Here is a 19,646-nt window from a genome sequence, read left to right as displayed (position 1 = left end):
CTAGCGGCCGCCGGGCTGGTGTCTACCCGGCTGGTGTCCGCCCGGCTGGTGCCCGCCGTTGCGGGGACGGCGGGGCGGCAGGGGCAGGAAGCCCGAGGTGGATTCCACGTATTCCTTGTAGCCGGGGCGGGCGGACATGGCCTTCTCGGTAAGCGGCTTGCCGGATTTCCCGGCGAGCAGCCAGATCATGAGGGCTGGCGAGAGGACCGTCAGCACGCCCGGCCAGGAATCCGCCGCGACGAGGAAGATCCCGATCCAGACGGCGGCGTCGCCGAAGTAGTTCGGGTGCCGGGTGTAGCGCCACAGTCCGGTGTTCAGCACGGTGCCGCGCCTGGCCGGATCGGCCTTGAACTGCGCCAGCTGCCAGTCCCCGACCGTCTCGAAGACGAAGCCGACCACCCAGAGCACCACGCCCAGCCACGCCAGCCAGCCGAGGCTTCCTGTGCTGAACATCCCCACCTGGACGGTGAGCGAAACAAAGAAGAGGATCACGCCCTGCGGCAGGTAGACCTTGCGCAGCGCGTAGACGTTGCGGGACCCGGGGGCGGAGGAGAGCATGTCCACGTACCGCGGATCCTCGTGGCCGCCGCGGGCCCGCAGGCCGATGTGGAGGGCGAGCCGGATGCCCCAGACCGCCACGAGCGCCAGCAGCAGCAGGCGGCGGCCGCCGTCGCCCTCTCCGGCCGAGAGGAACCAGGAGATGGCGGCCACGACGACGAACCCGAGGCCCCAGACGGTGTCGATGACGGAATGGCGGCTCTGGCGGACGGCGACGGCGAAGGTGCCGGCCAGCAGCACCACGAGGCCCAGAGCCACCCAGGGGAGGCTGGCCAGGAAAGCCCCCAACGGGAAAGCCCCCAACGGGAAAGCCCCGAGCGGGAAGTCCGGCATCACAGCACCACCGGGAGGCCGGCGGAGGCGGGCAGGAGGCTGCGGAACGCGTCGGCGCCGCCCCGGGGGTCGTGGCCTGAACGGGCGGCGAAGGTGTCGAGGATGAAGCCGTTGGCCAGCGAGTTCCACAGGCCCACCCGGCGGAACATAAAGTGCCCGGCACCCTTGAGCGCGACGTAGTCCACGGACTTGGCGACGCCGTCGGCCCGGCGGGCGTAGGCGAGCGAGTTCGCGGGGCTGGTCCAGCGGTCCATGGTGCCATGGACAATCAGGATCCGGCGGCCGGCCACGGGCTTCACCGGGGTCCGGGCATCGAGCCAGGGCGCCAGGGCGACGACGGCTTCCACCTGGGGGTGGTCCGCGACGCAGAGCGCGGTCAGGCCGCCCATTGAGTGGCCGAGGAGGTAAACGGGGACGCCGGGGTGCTCGCGGCTGATGTGGGAGAGCGCCCAGCGGGCGTCCTGGACGGGGGACATGTCCTTCCCGTTCCAGCCCCGGTACCGGTTCCGGAGTGTCCAGACCGCCAGCCCGTCGCGTGCGCCGCCGTTGTGAAGTGCCCGGGCGAAGGGCAGCATCCGGGCGGGACTCAGGTGCCTGCCGCGCACGGATTCGAAGCTTTTGGACCGCCCGCCGTGCAGGACCAGTGCGACTCCCCGGGTTTCCCCGCTGGCCGGGACAATGCTCAACACGGCCCTGGCGTCCGCCCCGGGACCCGCCGGCACAGATTCGCGGTCGTCGATCTTGCGTATGGCCACGCCACTCCTCCACATCTTGTCCGTCAATTCCAACCATAGGGCGCAGGGCCCACAGTGAACATTCGGAGCGGCGGGCCCGAAGGATGGGGTCCGCCCGGCGCCGGCCGGATCCCCTTGACGGGACGGGGCCGGAGGAGTAAGCCTGTGCTCGTAAACCTCCGGACGCCATGCCGGCTGGGAGCACAGACCACCGTCCGGGTCGGAAACCACGACGAAATCGACGGTACAGAAAATGAACGAAAGCAGCTTCGATAGCCTGCGCGGGCAGGTCCGCGGGCGGGTCATCACGTCTGGCGACGCGGACTACGACGAGGCGCGGGCGGTCCACAACGGCATGATCGACAAGAAGCCGGCGGCCGTGGTCCGGGTATCCCAGGTGGCGGATGTGATCGCCAGCGTCAACTTCGCCCGGGACAATTCCCTGGACCTCGCCATCCGAGGGGGAGGGCACAGCGCCCCGGGTTTCGGCACCTGGAATGACGCGCTGGTCATCGACTTCGTCAACACCAGGGGCGTCCGGGTCGATCCGGCGAGCCGGACGGCACGCTCCGAGGCGGGGGCCACCTGGGCCGATTTCAATCACGCCACCCACGCCTTCGGGCTGGCGACCACGGGCGGGATTGTGGGGACGACGGGAGTCGCCGGGCTCACCCTCGGCGGGGGCATTGGCTACCTGAGCCGCAAGTATGGGCTCAGCTGCGACAATCTCATCTCGGCCGACGTCGTCACAGCGGAGGGGAAGTTCCTGACGGCCAGTGAGAGCGAGAATGACGACCTTTTCTGGGCCCTGCGCGGCGGTGGCGGGAACTTCGGTGTCGTGACCTCGCTGGAATTCGGCCTGCATCCCGTGGACATGGTCCATGCCGGCATCATCGCCTACCCCCTGGAGCATGCTGAAACGGTGTCGAAGTTCTATCGGGAGCATTTGGCGTCTGCGCCCGAAGAGCTGGGAGCCTTCCTGGGATTCGCACTCGGACCCCCGGTGCCGTTCCTGCCCGAGGAGTGGCATGGCAAGCCGGTATGCGTGGTGGTGGGGATGTGGACCGGCGATCCCGCCGAGGGGGCCGCCCGCTGGCAGCCGTTCCTCGACGTCGCACCCGTGGCTGGCTCCATGGTGGGACCGATGCCCTACCCGGCCCTGAACCAGGCCTTCGACGCCCTGCAGCCCAAGGGCCTCCTGAGCTACTGGAAGGCTGACTTCCTGCCGGAGCTCACTGACAGTGCCATCGAGGAGCACATCCGCTACGGGGCAACGATTCCCACCGTGCAAACCGCAGTGCACCTCTACCCCATTGACGGAGCGGTGCAACGGGTGGGTCCGACGGAAACTGCTTTCGCCAACCGGACCGTGAAGTTCGCCCCGGTCATTGCCGCCTTCTGGCAGGATCCGACGGATAACGACGCGAACGTCGCCTGGGTGCGGGAATATGCGGCGGCGCTGCGGCCCCACTCTGCTCCCGGGGGCTACATCAACTTCATGGACGGCGACGACCAGGGCAGGGTCGCGGAGAACTACGGGCCGAACTACAAGCGCCTGCGGGAGGTCAAAGCCAAGTACGATCCGCAGAACCTCTTCCACGTGAACCAGAACATCACGCCGGCCTGACCGGACGCGGCCGGGTCCGGCGCCGGGGGACACCGGCGCCGGCCCCGGCGTCGTGCGCCCTAACGGCGTCCGCCGCCGGCCGCCGTGCGTCATAACGGCGCCCCGGCACGGCCGCCTCGTCAGGTCGGGACCGGGAAACGCCGTAAAGTCTTCGGCATGAGGTTGAACTGCTGATGGGCGCCGGACATTCACACACCCCGCAAGGACACGCGGATCCGACGCCCCAGGCGCTCGTTGCCCGGAAGAAGGCCAACCTCATCCTGGCCGCCATCCTGATCCCGCTGACGCTGCTGACCCTCGTGGCGATGGCGCTGCTGTGGCCCTCGGGCAGCAAAGAGGGGATCACGCTCGCCAGCCCCTACGCGGCCGCGCCGGGCGTCACGTTCGACACCGGCAAGATCCAGCGCGTGGTCACCGGCAGCTGCATGGACGCCCTCCCGCAGGGCCAGGACGGGACGGAAACGGCCCCGCAGCAGGGATCGGAATGCACTTTTGCGTTCACGGACCCGGACAGGGGCGGCAACCCCGTCAAAGTCGTCATCAACCCCGACGTCGCCAAATCCCACGGGGTGAAGGCCGGCGACAACATCCGCTACCTGAACCTCTCCAAGGCCCAGGGCGCCGAAGCCCAGGGCACGCCGGCCTATGTCTTCGTCGACTTTGTCCGGACCCTGCCGATCGTCTTCCTCGCGGTCCTCTACGCCGCCGTTGTCATCGCGGTGGCGCGCTGGCGCGGGCTGCGCGCGCTGATCGGGCTCGTCGGCGCCTACGGGGTACTGGTGTCGTTTATGCTTCCGGGGCTGGTGGAGGGCAAGCCCCCGCTCCTGCTGGCGCTGGTGGGATCCACGGTGATCATGATCGGGGTGCTCTACTTCGCCCACGGCTTCTCCGCCCGGACCTCGACGGCGCTGCTGGGCACCATGTTCGGCCTCGCGATCACCGCGCTGCTGGCGGCCTGGGCCACCGACGCCGCCAACCTCGCCGGCGTCGGCAGCCACGACTCCGCCACCCTCGCGAACATCTCGGGCAACATCTCCATCTCCGGCATCATCCTGTGCGGCCTCATCATCTCCGGCCTGGGCGTCCTCAACGACGTCACCATCACACAGTCTTCGGCCGTCTGGGAACTGTGGGAACTGGCCCCGGAAACCTCCGCCCGTCAGCTTTTCACCTCCGCCATGCGGATCGGCCGGGACCACATTGCCTCCACCGTGTACACCATCGCGTTCGCCTACGCCGGCGCGGCGCTGCCGGTGCTGATCCTGGTGATGCTCTACGAGCGGCCGCTCGGCGACGCCCTCACCAGCGCCGAGCTCTCCGAGGAAGTGATCCGCACCCTCGTCGGTTCCGTCGGGCTGGTCCTGGCCATCCCGGTCACCACGCTGATCGCGGTCCTCGTGGTGAAGGCGACCGGAATCAAGACCCGTGGCGGCGCGGACGACGCCGCCCCCTCGCCGGAGATCGGCGCCGGCCGACGGCCGGAGTTTGCCGCCGACCGCCGGCCGGAGGTCGCCGCCGGCGACCCCGACGAGGCCTTCGCAGATGCGCCGGCCGGGCGCCGCGGTCGGCGCGCTGCCGCACGGGATTGACCCCCGGTTTCCACATAGCAGGCGCGGATCCGGCCGATTTGCCCGGATTTGAGACAATGAACAGGTGACTGTTGTAGCAACCCCTCCCGCCCCCAAGCTGGAACTCCCGCCCCTGAAGCTGGGCCCCATTACGGTGGACACCCCCGTGATCCTGGCTCCCATGGCGGGCATCACCAACTCCGCGTTCCGCCGGCTGTGCCGTGAATACGGCGGCGGCCTGTACGTCGCGGAGATGGTCACCTCCCGCGCCCTCGTGGAGCGCACGCCGGAATCCCTGCGCATCATCGCGCACGACGACGACGAGAAGGTCCGGTCTGTCCAGCTCTACGGTGTGGATCCCGTCACCGTCGGCCAGGCCGTCCGGATGCTCGTCGAGGAGGACCGCGCGGACCACATCGACCTCAACTTTGGCTGCCCCGTGCCCAAGGTGACCCGGCGCGGCGGCGGTTCGGCCCTGCCCTGGAAGATCGATCTGTTCACCTCGATCGTGCAGACCGCGGTCAAGGAAGCCTCCCGGGGCAACGTCCCGCTGACCATCAAGATGCGCAAGGGCATTGACGAGGACCACCTGACCTACCTCGACGCCGGCCGGATCGCCCGCGATTCCGGCGTCGCCGCCGTCGCGCTCCACGGCCGCACCGCCGCGCAGTTCTACTCCGGCCAGGCCGACTGGTCCGCGATTGCCCGGCTGCGCGAGGCGCTGCCGGACATCCCCGTGCTCGGCAACGGCGACATCTGGTCCGCCGAGGACGCCATCCGCATGGTCCGCGAGACCGGCGTCGACGGTGTGGTGGTGGGCCGCGGCTGCCAGGGCCGCCCGTGGCTGTTCGGCGACCTCATGGCGGCCTTCGAGGGCAGCGACGAACGCCACAAACCGGCCCTGCGGCAGGTGGCGGAAGGCGTGTACCGCCACGCGCAGCTGATGGTCGAAACATTCGGCAACGATGAAGGCAAGGCGCTCCGGGAGATCCGCAAGCACATGGCCTGGTACTTCAAGGGCTACGTCGTCGGCAGTGAACTGCGGACCAAGCTGGCTATGGTGACCAGCCTCGAGGTCCTGCGCGACACGCTGGACCAGCTGGACCTCGATTCCCCGTACCCCGGCGTCGACGCCGAGGGCCCCCGCGGCCGCGCCGGGTCGCCCAAGAAGCCCGCCCTGCCCAAGGACTGGCTGCTGGACCGCAACATGGACGCCGATCAGTCGCGTGAGATCTGCCACGCGGAACTGGACGTGTCCGGTGGCTGAAACCAGGACCACCGCTCCTGTACTGGACGGCTATGTGGCCAGGGACTCCGCCCGCTGGGTCGAGGAACCGCCCAAGTCGACGTACCGCTCCGACTTTGAACGCGACCGGGCCCGGGTGCTGCACTCCTCGGCACTGCGCCGGCTCGGGGCCAAAACCCAGGTCGTGGCCCCTGACACCGACGACTTCGTCCGGACCCGCCTCACCCACAGCCTCGAAGTGGCCCAGGTGGGCCGCGAACTGGGCCGTGCCCTGGGCTGCGACCCCGACGTCGTGGACACCGCCTGCCTCAGCCACGACCTCGGCCACCCGCCGTTCGGCCATAACGGCGAATCGGCGCTCAACGAGGTCGCCCACGCGATCGGCGGCTTCGAAGGCAACGCCCAGACACTGCGCCTGCTGACCCGGCTGGAACCTAAGGTCCTCGCCACGGACGGTCGCCCGGCCGGGCTCAACCTCACCCGTGCCAGCCTCGACGCCGCGGCGAAGTACCCGTGGTCGGCTGCCAACGCTCCCGTCATCCACGGCGAGCGGACCAGCAAGTTCGGCGCCTATGAGGATGACCTGCCGATCTTCGACTGGATCCGCGAGGACGCCCCGGAACGCCGTTCCTGCCTCGAGGCGCAGGTCATGGACCTCGCCGACGATATCTCCTACTCGGTGCACGACGTCGAGGACGCGATCGTCGCCGGGCACTTCCAGCTGCGCTGGATGGACAATCCGGACCACCGTGCCCGGGTGGTCGGCTACGCCAAGCAGTGGTACCTGCCGCACAACGACCCTGCCGCGATTGACGCTGCCCTGGCCCGGCTCGAAGCCACGAGCGTCTGGGTGCGCGAGGCCGATGGCAGCCGCAAGTCGATGGCGGCGCTCAAAGACATGACCAGCCAGCTGATCGGCCGGTTCTGCCAGAGCGCGCTGGCATCCACGCGCGCCGTCTACGGCCCGGAAAACCTGACCCGCTACAACGCGGAGCTGATCGTTCCGGACGAGACCGTCATGGAAATCGCCGTGATGAAGGGCCTGGCCACCACGTTCGTGATGACCACCGAACACCGGCAGCCCATCTACGAACGCCAGCGCGAGGTCCTGCATGCCCTCGTGACGGCGCTGAGCGCCACCGGGGACCGCCACCTGGAGCCGATGTTCGCCGCCGACTGGCGCGACGCGGAGGACGACGGGGCGAGGCTGCGTGTCGTGATTGACCAGGTCGCGTCGTTGACCGACGGCTCCGCGCTGGCCATGTACGAGCGGCTCGTGGGCAGCCTGCCGTCACTGTGGTGACGGATCTGGTGACCTTGCGCGCAGTGCGTTGCTGCGCGCCATTACTGTCGAACCCGGCGACTAGGATGGCAATGTGGCCGGCCTGATCAAACGTGAAGACATCGACGAAGTACGCCAGCGCACGGACATCAAGGAAGTTGTCGACGGCTATGTGACGCTCAAGGGCGCGGGACTGGGCTCCTATAAAGGCCTCTGCCCCTTCCATGACGAGCGTTCGCCCTCGTTCACGGTCCGCCCCCAGGTGGGCAGGTACCACTGCTTCGGCTGCGGCGAGGACGGCGACGTCATCTCCTTTGTCCAGAAACTGGACCACACCTCGTTCCACGAAGCCGTGGAAAAACTGGCCGCCCGGATCGGCTTCGAGCTCCGCTACGAGGACGGCGGCTCCGGACCGAACCGCGAGGACGTTGGCCGGCGGCAGCGGCTGCTCGACGCCCACAAGGTCGCGGACGAATTCTTCCGCGCCCAGCTGCTGACCCCGGCCGCTGCCGAGGGCCGCAACTTCCTGCACGCCCGCGGCTTCGACCGCGCCGCGGCCGACCAGTTCGGCGTCGGCTACGCCCCGCAGGGCTGGGATTCGCTGCTTAAGCACCTCCGTGGCCGCGGCTACACGGACCCCGAGCTCAAACTGACGGGGATGTTCTCCGAGGGCGGGCGGGGGATCTACGACAGGTTCCGCGGCCGGCTGATCTGGCCCATCCGCGACATCGCCGGCGACACGATCGGCTTCGGCGCCCGCAAGCTCTACGAGGACGACCAGGGCCCCAAATACCTCAACACCCCCGAGACGGCGCTCTATAAGAAGTCGCAGGTGCTCTACGGGATCGACCTCGCCAAACGCAACATCGCCAAAGACCGGCAGCTCGTCGTGGTGGAGGGCTACACCGACGTGATGGCCTGCCACCTCGCCGGGATTCCGACCGCGGTCGCCACCTGCGGCACGGCCTTCGGCACCGAGCACATCAAGATTGCCCGCCGCCTGCTCTCCGACGACGGCAGCGGCGGCGAGGTCATCTTCACCTTCGACGGCGACGCCGCCGGCCAGAAGGCTGCCCTGCGGGCCTTCGAGGAGGACCAGCGGTTCGTGGCGCAGACCTACGTGGCTGTGGAGCCCAGCGGCGCGGATCCGTGCGAGCTGCGCCAGTCCAAGGGCGACGCCGCCGTCCGGGACCTGATCGCCACCCGCCGCCCCTTGTTCGAATTCGCCATCCGTGCCGCCCTGAAGCGGCACAACCTGGACACGGTCGAGGGCCGGATCGCCGCCCTGCGGGAATCCGCCCCGGTCGTCGCCCAGATCCGCGACGCCGGCATCCGTCCCGCCTACGCCCGGGAACTGTCCGGCTGGCTGGGCATGCCGGTCGAGGAAGTCAGCCGCGCCGTGGGCGCTGCCGCCAAGCGTGCCGCCCAGGCGCCGTCGGGCGGAGCCGGTTCGGGGCCGTATCAGGGGCAGGGCCGCGGCCAAGGCTCCGGGTACCCTACGGTGACCGGCGGGGGATCCGCCCCCGGGGTGGCGCCCCTGCCGGCGTCGCCCGTACTGCCGTCCTTCAACCGCCCCGACCCGCGCGACCCCGTGGCAGCGATGGAACGTCAGGCGCTGGAGGTTGCCCTCCAGCAGCCTGCGATGCTCGAAGGCGAGACCTGGCAGCGGTTCTCGGACGCAAGGTTCTCCACGCCCGCGTACCTGGCCATCCACGAGGCCATCCGGGCCACCGGCCTGGCCTCCGCGGGCGACCCTGTGCGCTGGGTGGAACAGCTGCTGCAGGAGGTGCCCGAGCCGCTCCGCCCGCTCGTGTCCGAGCTTGCCGTGGTCCCTCTGCCGGCCAGCACCGCCGACGGCGTACTGCGCTACTGCCGGGACATCCTGGCGCGCCTGTTCGAGCTGCAGATCACGCGGGTCAAGGCCGAAAAGATGGGGCAGCTGCAGCGGCTGGACGCGGCCGCCGACCCGGAGGACTTCCAGCGGCTCAACCGCGAGCTCATGCAGCTGGAGATGCAGCGGCGGTCCCTGCGCGCGGAGGCCTGATCCTCGGGCCAACCGTCGGGTCTGGTTGCCCTGCCGTGTTGGCCCGTTGTGTTGTCCCGCCGGGCCCAATTTCACTTCCCGGCAGGGAGTTTGCTAGGCTTATATCCGCTTCATTCCTCCTTAGCTCAATTGGCAGAGCATTCGACTGTTAATCGAAGGGTTGCTGGTTCAAGTCCAGCAGGAGGAGCGCGCAGTCCCCGTCCCGGGTCACCGGGGCGGGGACTTTTTTATACCCGGAGGGGGTATTGGCGGGCTACGGCGGGGAAGGCGGCCGGCCGATTTCCTAAGCGGCAAAACCTTTGCTAATGTCATACCTGCTTCATTCCTCCTTAGCTCAATTGGCAGAGCATTCGACTGTTAATCGAAGGGTTGCTGGTTCAAGTCCAGCAGGAGGAGCGGACAGGTCCCGCAGCCGGTGAATATCCGACTGCGGGACCTTTTTTGTGCCCTCTTACGGCGGTCTCTTGTGTGCTCAGACGAAGTACATCTCCACCTGCAGGAACCTCTCCGCCTCCGCCACGGCGGCACGGAAGGCCTCGAGTTCGGTGGGGGACGTGCGGGGTTCGCGGGGATGCCACTCGTGCGGGGCGGAGTGCACCTGGGTGAAGCCGCCGCCGGGCGGGGCGTAGAAAATGCCGAAGCGCTGCACGGGCCACTCGGGGGACGTCTCGGGGGCGACCAGGAGCGCCGAGTCGAAAGCCGGGTTGTACCACTGGGCGATCGGGCGCCGGCGGTCCTCGGTGAACAGGCCGGCCGCGAAGAGTGCCGCCGACTGCTGGCTGGTCTGGCTGCACAGGCGATCCCACCACAGGGGCAGGATTCCGGTGTCGCACCGCTGCCACGTGGCCGGTAACGGCGGAGGATCCTGCCAGTGGGGCACATCTATAACTTTATCGCCCGCGGTGGAGCGGCAACAGGGCTGGCGGACAACTGCGCGGGCCCGCCCGAGGGGGACATGCCCATTCCTGCGGGGACCTGCCGGAGGGGACATGCCCTGCGGTGGGGCTGGCGCGTGGACATAGTGCCCATATGCCCATCCCTGCCCGCGAAGAATGGGCATGTCCTCCCGGGTGCGCGCACGCCGCCCCGGGCACAGCAGGGGACATGCCCTGCGGTGGGGCTGGCGCGTGGACATATTGCCCTTATGCCCATTCCTGCCCGCGAAGAATGGGCATGTCCTCCCGGGTGCGCGCACGCCGCCCCGGGCACAGCGGGGGGACATGCCCTGCGGTGGGGCTGGCGCGTGGACATAGTGCCCATATGCCCATTCCTGCGCGCGAAGACTGGGCATGTCCCGAGGGGTGGTGGGGTCGCGCGGGGTGGTGGGTCGCGCGGAGGCGGCTACTGGATGGGCGGGACCGTGCTGGGCCTGACGACCAGCCAGAGGGCGGCCGCGGCCAGGAAAATACACGCAGCCTGGACGGCGCCCATCGGGGTGGATGACGTGACGCCGAGCCAGCCCACGACGGGCGAGATGAGGCCGGCCATCAGGAAGGTGGCGGCACCGAGCAGGGACGCTGCGGTGCCGGCCTGCGCGCCGTGCTTGGCCAGCGCCAGCACCTGCACACAGGGGAACGTGAACCCGGCGCCGAGAATGTAGAACCACAGCGGCACCATGACCCCCCACAGCCCGAAGCCCAGCTGGTCGAAGAGCACGATCAACAAAGCCATCAGGAACATCCACGCCGTGGAGCAGGCCAGGATCCACTGCGGCGGGACCTTCCGGATGAGCCTCGAGCTGGTCTGCACGCCCGCGACAATGCCCAGGGAATTCACACCGAAGAGCAGGCCGTACTGCTGCGGGCTGAAGCCGTAGACGTCCTGGAAGAGGAACGGCGACGCGGACAGGTACGTGAACAGCCCCGCGAAGTTCATTCCGCCCACCAGCAACAGGCCTACAAAGATCCGGTCCCGGAACAGGACACCGTAGCGCTGTCGGGCGGTCATGCCGGTTTTTCCGCGCAGTTCCCGGGGCAGCGTCTCCCGGACGACGAACACTGCTGCGATGAGGACACACATGCCGTACCCGGCCAGGAAGAAGAAGATCCCCGGCCACGGCATGAACAGCAGCAGCTGCGAGCCGATCACGGGAGCGAGGATCGGCGCCAGGCCGTTCACCAGGGCCATCCGGGAGAACATCCGCACCATGGCGAAACCGCTGAACAGGTCCCGCACCATCGCCATGGCCACCACGCCGCCGCCTGCGGCGCCGATGCCCATCAGCACCCGGAAGAAGCCCAGCGTCGTGATGTCGGTCGACAGGGCCGCCCCCAGGGAGGCCGCAATGTGCACCGCCGTCGCTAGGATCAGTGGCATCCGCCGGCCGAACTTGTCGCTCAGCGGGCCCACCACCAGCTGGCCCAGCGCAAAGCCGAGCGTGGTACCGGTCAGCGTCAGCTGCACGGCCGCCTCCGACACGGCCAGGCTCTCTTCCAGGGCCGGGAAAGCCGGAAGGTACAGGTCCACGGTGAAGGGTCCCAGAGCGGTCAGGGCGCCGAGCATCAGAATGTAGAGGAGCTTGCGGCGGCGGCTCAGGGAATCGCCGGGATTGGTGGGTGTAGTCACAGAGGTCAATCCTAGGGCGCAGGACAGCCGACCACGTGTGCAGCGCAGGGCGCGCCACAGCCCGCGCCCGCGCGGCGGCCGGGGGCCTGAATGGTAGTTTTGACACCGGGGTGTGCGTGAAGCTGCGCAGACCGGCAAGCCCGCGGAAGCGGAATCACAGACGTAACCAGTTAGGCGGGACCGATGAGCGGACGTCACAGCGGCGGGACAAACGGGGGGCTGCGCATTTCCTCGCTGCCCAGGACCTTGAAGCTGATCTTCAAACTGGCTCCGCGGCAGCTCAACGACGAGATTGCCCTCGCCAAGGTCGAGCTCAAGCGTAAGGGCATCCAGGTCGGTGTTGCCTCCGCCTTTCTCGCCGTCGCGCTGGTCTTCGTCGCTTTCCTGGTCACCGGCCTCATCGTCGCCGCCATCATGGGGCTCGCGACAATCATGCCCGCCTGGCTCGCAGCCCTGCTGGTCTGCGGCGTCTTCCTGATCATCGCCCTGATCGCCGGTCTGGTCGGGGTCGGCAAGTTCAAGAAGGCCCTGCCGCTGGTCCCCGAAGACACCATCCGGGGCCTGAAGTACGACCTCGGCATCGCCAAGGAGGGTTCCGCGTTCGATCCTGCCGTGCTGGACCCGGATTCCGCGCAGTACAAGGCAGCCAAGGCCGCCAAGGAAGAGGCCGCAGCCAAGGCCAAGGCCGAAAAGGAAGCCAAGAAGGCCGCCGAGGCTGACTTCGGTCCGCCGCCCACCGAAGCCGAACTGCGACGCCGGCTGGACCAGCGCCGCGCCCACCTGACCGGCGTACGCGACGAACTCAACGAGGAACTCGACGTCAAGAACCAGGCTCAGGCCCTCCTGGCCGTGGCCCAGGCGAAACTGCAGGACGGCAAGGAACAGCTCAGCGGCACAGTCGCCGGGCTTCGGTCCGCGGCCGCCCGCCGGGCGCAGCGGCCCGGGACGTCCGCCGGTGCCGGGACTGACGGCGCAGGCGTGGCGGGCCGGCTGGGCCAGCGGTGGAAGCCGCTCGTCGCCCTCACCGCCTCAGCCGCAGCCCTCGTATTCCTGCTGCGCAAACTGATCAAGGGCTAGGCAGCCCGCTGAACTGCAACGCCCGATCGTTGCCGGCCATGGAAAGGGGAACAGCATGAAGTTCATCGGCGCTGGTTCCCGGCCCGGTCAGCCCCAGATCCACCACGACCGGCTTTTCACCATCCCCAACGTGTTGACCGTGGTGCGGTTCCTCGGCGTGCCGCTCTTCATCTGGCTGGTGCTCGGGGTGCAGGAATACGGCTATGCCGCCCTCGTCCTGGCGATCATGGGCAGCACGGACTGGGTGGACGGCTACGTCGCCCGCCGGTACGACCAGATGTCCAACCTCGGGCGCGTCATGGATCCCATCGCGGACCGGCTGTCGCTGATCGCGGTTGCCGTGACGCTGGTCATCGCCGGTGTCGTCGAGTGGTGGTACCTCGCAGCGCTGCTGATCCCGGACGCCATCCTGCTCGCACTGTCGCTCTACTACTTCCACGGCCACCCCGACCTCCCCGTGAGCCGGATCGGCAAGATCCGGACAGCACTCCTGCTGGTCGGCACTCCGCTGCTCGTTCTCTCGAAGCTCCCTGTCCCGGGCGCCGAGGTCTACCTCATCGCCGCCTGGATCTTCCTGGGGCTGGGGCTCATGGGGCATTGGATCGCCGGCTACAACTATTTCTGGGCCATCATCCGCAAGGGCAAAAAGCTCAAGACCCTCGGGCCCGACGTCGACGGCGGCACCCGCTGATGGTGTGGTTCGCTGTCCTGCTTGCTGTGCTGGGAGCGTTTTGCCTGGCGTTCGGCGCCCAGCGCCAGGGCAGTGCTGTCAAGGCGGACACCGGGGGACTGGCACTCAGCAACCACGGCATGCTTCGCCTGATCCGCAACCCGCGCTGGGTGTTCGGACTGCTGCTGCTGTGTGTGGGCATGGCGTTGAACTCGGTCGCCCTGGTGATGGCGCCACTGACGGTGGTGCAGCCGATCGGGGCGATTGCCCTGGTCATCACCACCATCGTCAACGCCAAGGACCAGGGGCTGAGCATCAACCGGGCCACCGTGGTTGCCATCTCCGCATGCGTTACGGGTTCGGCCCTGTTCGTGATCCTGGCAGTCACCGTCACCCAGGAAACCCACCAGGTCAGCTCCTCCGACGAGTTGACCGTGGTGCTGCTGCTGGCCCTGGTTGTCGGATTGTTCGGGACGCTCGCCCTGGTGTTCAGGCAAAGGATGAGCGCCTTCGTCTACATCCTGGGGGCTGGCATCCTGTTCGGCTTCGTGGCCGTCCTGACCCGCATCATCGGCAAGCACCTGCTGGATCCGAACGGGCTGGGCGTGCTGAATGTGCCGTGGTATTCGGTGGTCGCCATTGCCGCCGCGGGCGTCCTTGGCTCGTGGTTCGTTCAGAACGCCTACTCGGGCGGCCCGCCGGACCTCGTGATCGCCGGGCTGACCGTTATCGACCCGATCGTCGGCATCGGGATCGGCATCACGATCCTCGGCGAGCTGCGCCCGGATGTCCACGCCGTGACGGCCATAGCGATGGGGGCTGCCGGTTTGCTTGCTATCGTGGGAGTGATTGCCTTGTCCAGGCACCATCCCGAGGTCACCAAGCGCAAGAAGGACGCGCGGAAGGCCGCGGGGCGGGTGCCGCAGGACGTCAACAGACCTCAGCAGTAGGCCCGGCACGCCTGCGCCGGCGGCCAGCCGGCCACCACAAGTCCCAGCTGCCCGCACCGTGACCACCAGGAGCTCTCCCCGTGACCATGCCCGACAACCAGCATCCGCTGACCATCCTGATTGCCGCGGACACGTACCCGCCCCACGTCAATGGCGCGGCCATGTTCGGCTACCGCCTGGCTAGAGGCATGAAAGCCCGCGGACACGATGTCCACGTCCTGGCCTGCCGGCCGGACAAGGGCAAGAGCTACACCGAGTTCAGCGACGAAGGCACGGTCCACCGGATCCGCTCACACTCAGTTCCCACGCACGAATACTTCCGGATCACCTTCCCCTGGGAAATCAAGAAGGAAATCAGTCTGCTGTTCGACCGGATCCAGCCCGACGTCGTGCACATCCAGAGCCACTACATGATCGGCGAGCACGTGCTCTACGAGGCCGTCAAGCGCGGCATCCGGATCGTGGCGACCAACCACTTCATGCCTGAGAACCTGAACCCGTTCCTGCCGTTCCCGCAGTGGTTCAAGGACATCGTGGGACGCATTTCCTGGAAGGACATGGGCAAGGTCATGGGCCAGGCCGACGTCGTCACCACCCCAACGCCGCTGGCGGCCAAGGCGATGCACCAGCACGCCTTCCTCCGCAAGGTCCTGCCGCTGTCCAACGGGATCGACTCCGCGGCCTACGAACTCAAGCCCGGTGAGGAGTTGGAGCGCCACCCGAGCCCCACGGTGCTGTTCGTTGGCCGGCTCGCTGAGGAAAAGCACATCGATGTCCTGATCGACGCTGTCGCCAAGACGCCCCGGGAGCTGGACGTCCACCTCGAGATCGTTGGCGGCGGCGAAGTCCGCCCCGCCCTGGAGGACCAGGTTGCCCGGCTTGGGCTGCAGGACCGGGTCACGTTCCTCGGCCTGGCCAGCGACGCCGATCTCCGCAAGGCCTACCTGGCGGCGGACCTGTTCTGCATGCCCGGAACGGCCGAACTGCAGTCGCTCGTGACACTGGAAGCGATGTCGGCTTCCACTCCCGTGCTGCTGGCTGACGCCATGGCGCTCCCGCATCTGGTGCACGACGGCGAAAACGGCTACCTGTTCACGCCCAACGACAGCGACGACCTCGCAGCCAAGATGGTCCGCGTGCTGTCGCTGCCCGCCGATGAGCTGGCGGCGATGGGCAAGGCGAGCCGGGGCCTGGTGGAGAGCCACAGCCTCGAGCGCACCCTGCAGGCCTTCGAGGATCTGTACCGCGGCGCCAGCTACGACGACTTCGTCGTCTGACCCGGGGCACTACTATTGTTAGAGTGATTTTCGCCCGGAACCCTCCGGCCCCGCGCGGGGCCGGAACGACTTCCGGGTGCAAGGGGCTATAGCTCAGCTGGTTAGAGCGCGGGACTCATAATCCTAAGGTCCTCGGTTCAAGTCCGAGTAGCCCTACCTTTCCGCGGGACCCTGACTGGGAACCGCCTCCACGGGAGCCGTGGCCGACGTTGTACGCCGGCCCGGCTCCTTTCTTTTGCCCTTCCCTATGTCCTCCGTCACTTGCGGCGCCTCCCCGGATTACGGTAAGTTACTCGCGAGTAACATTCTGCCGGCGCAACGCCCGCGTTCTCCTGGTCGCTGCTGATCCCCGTGAAGGAACACCATGTCCAAAGCTGACATCGACATCAACAACCTCCCGTACGCCGATGGCGACTTCTTTGCGTTCGAGCAGCTGCTCAGCGGCAAGGAGCAGGACCGGCTCGCGGAGGTCCGCGAATTCCTGGCCCGCGAGGTCAAGCCGATCGCCGTTGATTGCTGGAACCGCGCCGAGTTCCCGATGGACCTGATCCCGAAGCTTGCCGAGATAGACCTGGTCAGCCCGGTCCGGAGGCAGGGCTATTCCAACCTCTTCGCGGGCATCCTGCACGCTGAGGCAACCCGGGCCGACACCTCCATAGCCACCTTCATCGGCGTCCATGACGGACTCTTCACGGGGTCCATTGAGGCGCTGGCGTCGCAGGAGCAGCAGGAAGCGTGGCTGCCGGACATCTACTCGCTCAAGAAAATCGGCGCCTTCGGCCTGACCGAACCCCTGGGCGGGTCCGACGTTGCCGGCGGCACCCGCACCACAGCCCGCAAGGAGGGGGACAGATGGATCCTGAACGGGGCAAAGCGATGGATCGGCAACGCCACGTTCTCCGACTGGGTGGTCATCTACGCCCGCGACCTCGCCGACAACCAGGTCAAGGGCTTCCTCGTAGACACCAAGACCGAGGGCTACAGCGCCACCAAGATCGAGAACAAGATCTCGCTGCGCACCGTGCAGAACGCCGACATCGTCCTCGACAACGTCGTGGTGCCCGAGTTCTTCAAGCTTGCGAACGCCAACAGCTTCCGCGACACCAACAAGGTCCTCAAAGTCACCCGCCTGGCCGTTGCCTGGCAGGCGGTCGGCCAGCAGCTTGCAGCGTTCGACGTGGCCCGCCGCTACGCCGTGGAGCGCAGCCAGTTCGGACGCCCGATTGCCTCCTTCCAGCTCGTGCAGCACCAGCTCGTGCAGATCCTTGGCAATGCCGTCAGCTCGATGGGCATGATGGTCCGGCTTTCCCAGCTGGAGGACCTGGGCCAAGCCAAGGATGAGCAGTCCGCGCTGGCCAAGGCGTTCACCACGGCCCGCATGCGCGAAAGTGTTGCCCTGGGCCGCAGCATCCTCGGCGGCAACGGGATTGTCACGGACTATGAGATGGCCAAGGTCTTCTCGGATGCCGAGGCGATCTATTCCTACGAGGGAACCCACGAGATCAACACCCTCGTCACCGGCCGGGCGATCACGGGCATCTCCGCGATCGTCTAGGAACGGCCCCACTGCGCACGGCGGCCCCAAGACGCTTGGCGCCCGGTGGCCGGCACAACAGCCCGCGGCCCTTCGTCCTGATCCGCCCTCCGCGCCCCTACCCGGGTGCGGGATCCAGGGGAGGAAGCAGGACGGAGGGCCGCAGGTCCGTCACAAAGGCCAGGGGATTGAGGTATTCCTCGCCGCGGCGAACGCCCCAGTGGACGCAGGGCGCCAGCGTGCAATGACCGGGCTGGATCCACCCCAGGACGTCCCCCTCCGCAACGGCGGCGCCCGGCTCGAGGTCGCTGCGGACCGCCTCGAAGCTGCTCCGCAACCCGTTGCCGTGGTCGATGGTGATGACCGGGCGGTCCACCACAACACCGGCAAAGTTCACGGTGCCGGACGCCGGGGAGGTGACCGGGGCGCCGTCATACGATGCCCGCAGATCCACACCGCGGTGTCCGCTCAGCCACGGCCGGGCCGGTGGATCAAAGGCGCGCAGGACAGCCGGCCGGGGACTCAGCGGCCAGCTCCAGCCGGCGTCCACGGTGCCGTCGCCGGCGGTGGGACCGGTCGGGGGACCTGTCGCGGAACCTGTCGTGGGGCCTGCCGCGGGACCGGGAACCACTCCCGGCCCGGCGGACGCCGTGACGGGGGATAGCACCAGAAGCAGTCCGCCAAGCAGGGCGGCGACATACGCCGGGGTTCTCATGAATCAAGCCTGCTGTTGCCGCCGGATCGACGAAAGCACCCCTTCGGCGTATGTGGAAAAGCGCCACTGCCAGGCTGGGGTGGCGGCTCTTCAAGGTCTCCAGCGCGGGCGAGACGAGGACCCCGCATTGGACCCCCGCCAGCCCACCTCCAGCCCCCGGAAACCGTCCAATCCGGCACCGCCCCTGTAGTACACTTGGTGGAGCAGTTTGCTGTGCCCTCACGCTTGATCACTGTCTTTGTGTGAGCAAGGTAATTGTCTAAGCCGGCACGCCTCATTCAGGGGTGCGGGGGAGCAGCGGCTGACTACGCGTATCCAGCCCTCCACATTCGAAGCTTCAACTCTTCAGGGTGCGGAGGACTGTGCTTCTTTCGGTCCGGACCTGTGGTCCGGTGGAGAAGCGCAGTGGATGCCAGGAGCACCGCCCGCCTGGGTGTTGCTATTCAACCGTCAACTATTGGCAGGGTAAGACAGCCCATGGGCTGTCTCATGAATGACCTGCCGGAAGGAGCGCCGGCATGCCCGTCGTAACTATGCGCCAGCTGCTTGACAGCGGCGTCCACTTTGGACACCAGACCCGCCGTTGGAACCCGAAGATGAAGCGTTTCATCTTCACGGAGCGCAACGGCATCTACATCATTGACCTGCAGCAGTCACTGTCCTACATCGACCGTGCCTACGAGTTCGTGAAGGCCACCGTTGCACACGGCGGCACCGTTCTCTTCGTCGGCACCAAGAAGCAGGCGCAGGAATCCATCGCCGAGCAGGCCACCCGCGTTGGCCAGCCGTACGTCAACCAGCGTTGGCTCGGCGGTATGCTGACCAACTTCCAGACGGTCTCCAAGCGCATCCAGCGCATGAAGGAACTCGAAGAGATCGACTTCGACGACGTCGCCGGTTCCGCTTACACCAAGAAGGAACTGCTGCTCCTTCGCCGCGAACTCACGAAGCTGGAAACCAACCTCGGTGGTATCCGCAACCTGACCAAGGCGCCTTCCGCCCTGTGGATCGTTGACACCAAGAAGGAACACCTTGCTGTCGACGAAGCCAAGAAGCTGAACATCCCGGTTGTTGCCATCCTGGACACCAACTGCGATCCGGACGAAGTCGACTTCCCGATCCCGGGTAACGACGACGCCATCCGCTCCGTCAACCTGCTGACCCGCGTTGTTGCTGACGCCGTTGCTGAGGGCCTCATCGCCCGCAACCAGCGCGCCACCGGCACCACGGAAGCTCCGGAAGAGCCGCTGGCCGAGTGGGAGCGCGAGCTCCTCGAAGGCAGCAAGACCGAAGAGGCTGCTGCCGCTCCGGCCGCAGAAGCCGCTCCGGCTGCTGAAGAAGCACCCGCCGCTGCCGAGGAAGCTCCGGCTGCCGACGACGCCGCCGGCGAAGCCAAGTAGTCAGACAGACTGCTTTCTCAGCTGACAAATAAATCCGGATCTCCCCGCACGCTCTGCGCGTCAGGG

16 protein-coding genes and 3 tRNA genes are annotated in these 19,646 nt (G+C 67.5%); 14 read left to right on the top strand and 5 right to left on the bottom strand.

Going from position 1 to position 19,646, the window contains the following annotated elements:
* Positions 1-816 carry a DUF1295 domain-containing protein gene (locus ABIC21_RS15725; RefSeq protein ID WP_502936013.1) on the bottom strand — a complete coding sequence of 272 codons (816 nt, stop codon included), beginning with the start codon at positions 814-816 and terminating at the stop codon, positions 1-3.
* 74 nt (positions 817-890) lie between these two features.
* The gene (locus ABIC21_RS15720) at positions 891-1,646 is read right to left on the bottom strand and encodes an alpha/beta hydrolase (RefSeq protein ID WP_354351311.1); all 756 of its coding nucleotides are present in this window, start codon (positions 1,644-1,646) and stop codon (positions 891-893) included.
* Positions 1,647-1,878: 232 nt separating this feature from the next.
* Here ABIC21_RS15720 and ABIC21_RS15715 point away from each other — a divergent pair, with 232 nt between their 5' ends.
* The 7 genes from ABIC21_RS15715 to ABIC21_RS15685 all read left to right on the top strand — a co-directional run bounded on the left by ABIC21_RS15715 (position 1,879) and on the right by ABIC21_RS15685 (position 9,788).
* Positions 1,879-3,252 carry an FAD-binding oxidoreductase gene (locus ABIC21_RS15715; RefSeq protein WP_354351310.1) on the top strand — a complete coding sequence of 458 codons (1,374 nt, stop codon included), beginning with the start codon at positions 1,879-1,881 and terminating at the stop codon, positions 3,250-3,252.
* A 173-nt stretch (positions 3,253-3,425) separates the two neighbouring features.
* On the top strand, positions 3,426-4,841 hold the full coding sequence (locus ABIC21_RS15710) for a YibE/F family protein (protein WP_354351309.1): 1,416 nt from the start codon (positions 3,426-3,428) through the stop codon (positions 4,839-4,841).
* A gap of 64 nt (positions 4,842-4,905) precedes the next feature.
* Positions 4,906-6,087 carry a tRNA dihydrouridine synthase DusB gene (gene dusB / locus ABIC21_RS15705; protein WP_354351308.1) on the top strand — a complete coding sequence of 394 codons (1,182 nt, stop codon included), beginning with the start codon at positions 4,906-4,908 and terminating at the stop codon, positions 6,085-6,087.
* Positions 6,080-7,369: a deoxyguanosinetriphosphate triphosphohydrolase gene (locus tag ABIC21_RS15700; protein ID WP_354351307.1), complete on the top strand. Its 1,290-nt coding sequence runs from the start codon at positions 6,080-6,082 to the stop codon at positions 7,367-7,369. Before dusB ends, ABIC21_RS15700 begins: the two co-directional genes overlap by 8 nt.
* A 73-nt stretch (positions 7,370-7,442) precedes the next feature.
* Positions 7,443-9,392 (top strand): DNA primase, encoded by a 1,950-nt coding sequence (dnaG, locus tag ABIC21_RS15695; RefSeq protein ID WP_354351306.1) that lies wholly within the window; start codon positions 7,443-7,445, stop codon positions 9,390-9,392.
* Between the two features lie 114 nt (positions 9,393-9,506).
* Positions 9,507-9,579 (top strand) — tRNA-Asn (locus ABIC21_RS15690).
* A gap of 136 nt (positions 9,580-9,715) precedes the next feature.
* Positions 9,716-9,788 (top strand) — tRNA-Asn (locus ABIC21_RS15685).
* Between the two features lie 76 nt (positions 9,789-9,864).
* Here the strand turns inward: ABIC21_RS15685 and ABIC21_RS15680 are convergent.
* Positions 9,865-10,272 (bottom strand): hypothetical protein, encoded by a 408-nt coding sequence (locus ABIC21_RS15680; protein ID WP_354351305.1) that lies wholly within the window; start codon positions 10,270-10,272, stop codon positions 9,865-9,867.
* 461 nt (positions 10,273-10,733) lie between these two features.
* The gene (locus tag ABIC21_RS15675; RefSeq protein WP_354351304.1) at positions 10,734-11,957 is read right to left on the bottom strand and encodes a multidrug effflux MFS transporter; all 1,224 of its coding nucleotides are present in this window, start codon (positions 11,955-11,957) and stop codon (positions 10,734-10,736) included.
* Positions 11,958-12,140: 183 nt separating this feature from the next.
* Between ABIC21_RS15675 and ABIC21_RS15670 the strand changes: the two genes are divergently transcribed.
* From ABIC21_RS15670 to ABIC21_RS15645, 6 genes are all read left to right on the top strand, one after another.
* Positions 12,141-13,034 carry a phage holin family protein gene (locus ABIC21_RS15670; protein WP_354351303.1) on the top strand — a complete coding sequence of 298 codons (894 nt, stop codon included), beginning with the start codon at positions 12,141-12,143 and terminating at the stop codon, positions 13,032-13,034.
* Between the two features lie 55 nt (positions 13,035-13,089).
* Positions 13,090-13,725 carry a CDP-alcohol phosphatidyltransferase family protein gene (locus ABIC21_RS15665; RefSeq protein ID WP_354351302.1) on the top strand — a complete coding sequence of 212 codons (636 nt, stop codon included), beginning with the start codon at positions 13,090-13,092 and terminating at the stop codon, positions 13,723-13,725.
* On the top strand, positions 13,725-14,654 hold the full coding sequence (locus ABIC21_RS15660; RefSeq protein WP_354351301.1) for a DMT family transporter: 930 nt from the start codon (positions 13,725-13,727) through the stop codon (positions 14,652-14,654). The genes ABIC21_RS15665 and ABIC21_RS15660 overlap by 1 nt, the downstream gene beginning before the upstream one ends.
* An 80-nt stretch (positions 14,655-14,734) precedes the next feature.
* Entirely contained in the window at positions 14,735-15,931 is a 1,197-nt protein-coding gene (locus ABIC21_RS15655) for a glycosyltransferase (RefSeq protein ID WP_354351300.1), read from the top strand.
* 82 nt (positions 15,932-16,013) lie between these two features.
* A tRNA-Ile gene (locus ABIC21_RS15650) sits at positions 16,014-16,087 on the top strand.
* Positions 16,088-16,295: 208 nt separating this feature from the next.
* Entirely contained in the window at positions 16,296-17,486 is a 1,191-nt protein-coding gene (locus tag ABIC21_RS15645) for an acyl-CoA dehydrogenase family protein (protein ID WP_354351299.1), read from the top strand.
* A 97-nt stretch (positions 17,487-17,583) separates the two neighbouring features.
* Here ABIC21_RS15645 and ABIC21_RS15640 read toward each other — a convergent pair whose 3' ends face one another.
* On the bottom strand, positions 17,584-18,180 hold the full coding sequence (locus tag ABIC21_RS15640; RefSeq protein WP_354351298.1) for a M23 family metallopeptidase: 597 nt from the start codon (positions 18,178-18,180) through the stop codon (positions 17,584-17,586).
* 518 nt (positions 18,181-18,698) lie between these two features.
* On the opposite strand from ABIC21_RS15640, the gene rpsB reads away from it, so the two are divergent.
* Positions 18,699-19,580: a 30S ribosomal protein S2 gene (rpsB, locus tag ABIC21_RS15635; protein WP_056432628.1), complete on the top strand. Its 882-nt coding sequence runs from the start codon at positions 18,699-18,701 to the stop codon at positions 19,578-19,580.
* The last annotated feature ends 66 nt before the right edge of the window (positions 19,581-19,646 follow it).

The sequence above is a fragment of the Pseudarthrobacter sp. PvP090 genome (assembly GCF_040547365.1).
Taxonomy (GTDB): Bacteria; Actinomycetota; Actinomycetes; order Actinomycetales; family Micrococcaceae; genus Arthrobacter.
The sequence above is the reverse complement of the archived record's forward strand: the minus strand, read 5'-3'. Positions and strand labels throughout refer to the sequence as shown.

Bases quoted from the DNA above. Each gene is read 5' to 3' on its own strand.
- ABIC21_RS15710 (WP_354351309.1), top strand. From the start codon at position 3,426: ATGGGCGCCGGACATTCACACACCCCGCAAGGACACGCGGATCCGACG.
- ABIC21_RS15670 (WP_354351303.1), top strand. From the start codon at position 12,141: ATGAGCGGACGTCACAGCGGCGGGACAAACGGGGGGCTGCGCATTTCC.
- ABIC21_RS15665 (WP_354351302.1), top strand. From the start codon at position 13,090: ATGAAGTTCATCGGCGCTGGTTCCCGGCCCGGTCAGCCCCAGATCCAC.
- ABIC21_RS15660 (WP_354351301.1), top strand. From the start codon at position 13,725: ATGGTGTGGTTCGCTGTCCTGCTTGCTGTGCTGGGAGCGTTTTGCCTG.
- rpsB (WP_056432628.1), top strand. From the start codon at position 18,699: ATGCCCGTCGTAACTATGCGCCAGCTGCTTGACAGCGGCGTCCACTTT.
- ABIC21_RS15715 (WP_354351310.1), top strand. From the start codon at position 1,879: ATGAACGAAAGCAGCTTCGATAGCCTGCGCGGGCAGGTCCGCGGGCGG.
- ABIC21_RS15640 (WP_354351298.1), bottom strand. From the start codon at position 18,180: ATGAGAACCCCGGCGTATGTCGCCGCCCTGCTTGGCGGACTGCTTCTG.
- ABIC21_RS15645 (WP_354351299.1), top strand. From the start codon at position 16,296: ATGTCCAAAGCTGACATCGACATCAACAACCTCCCGTACGCCGATGGC.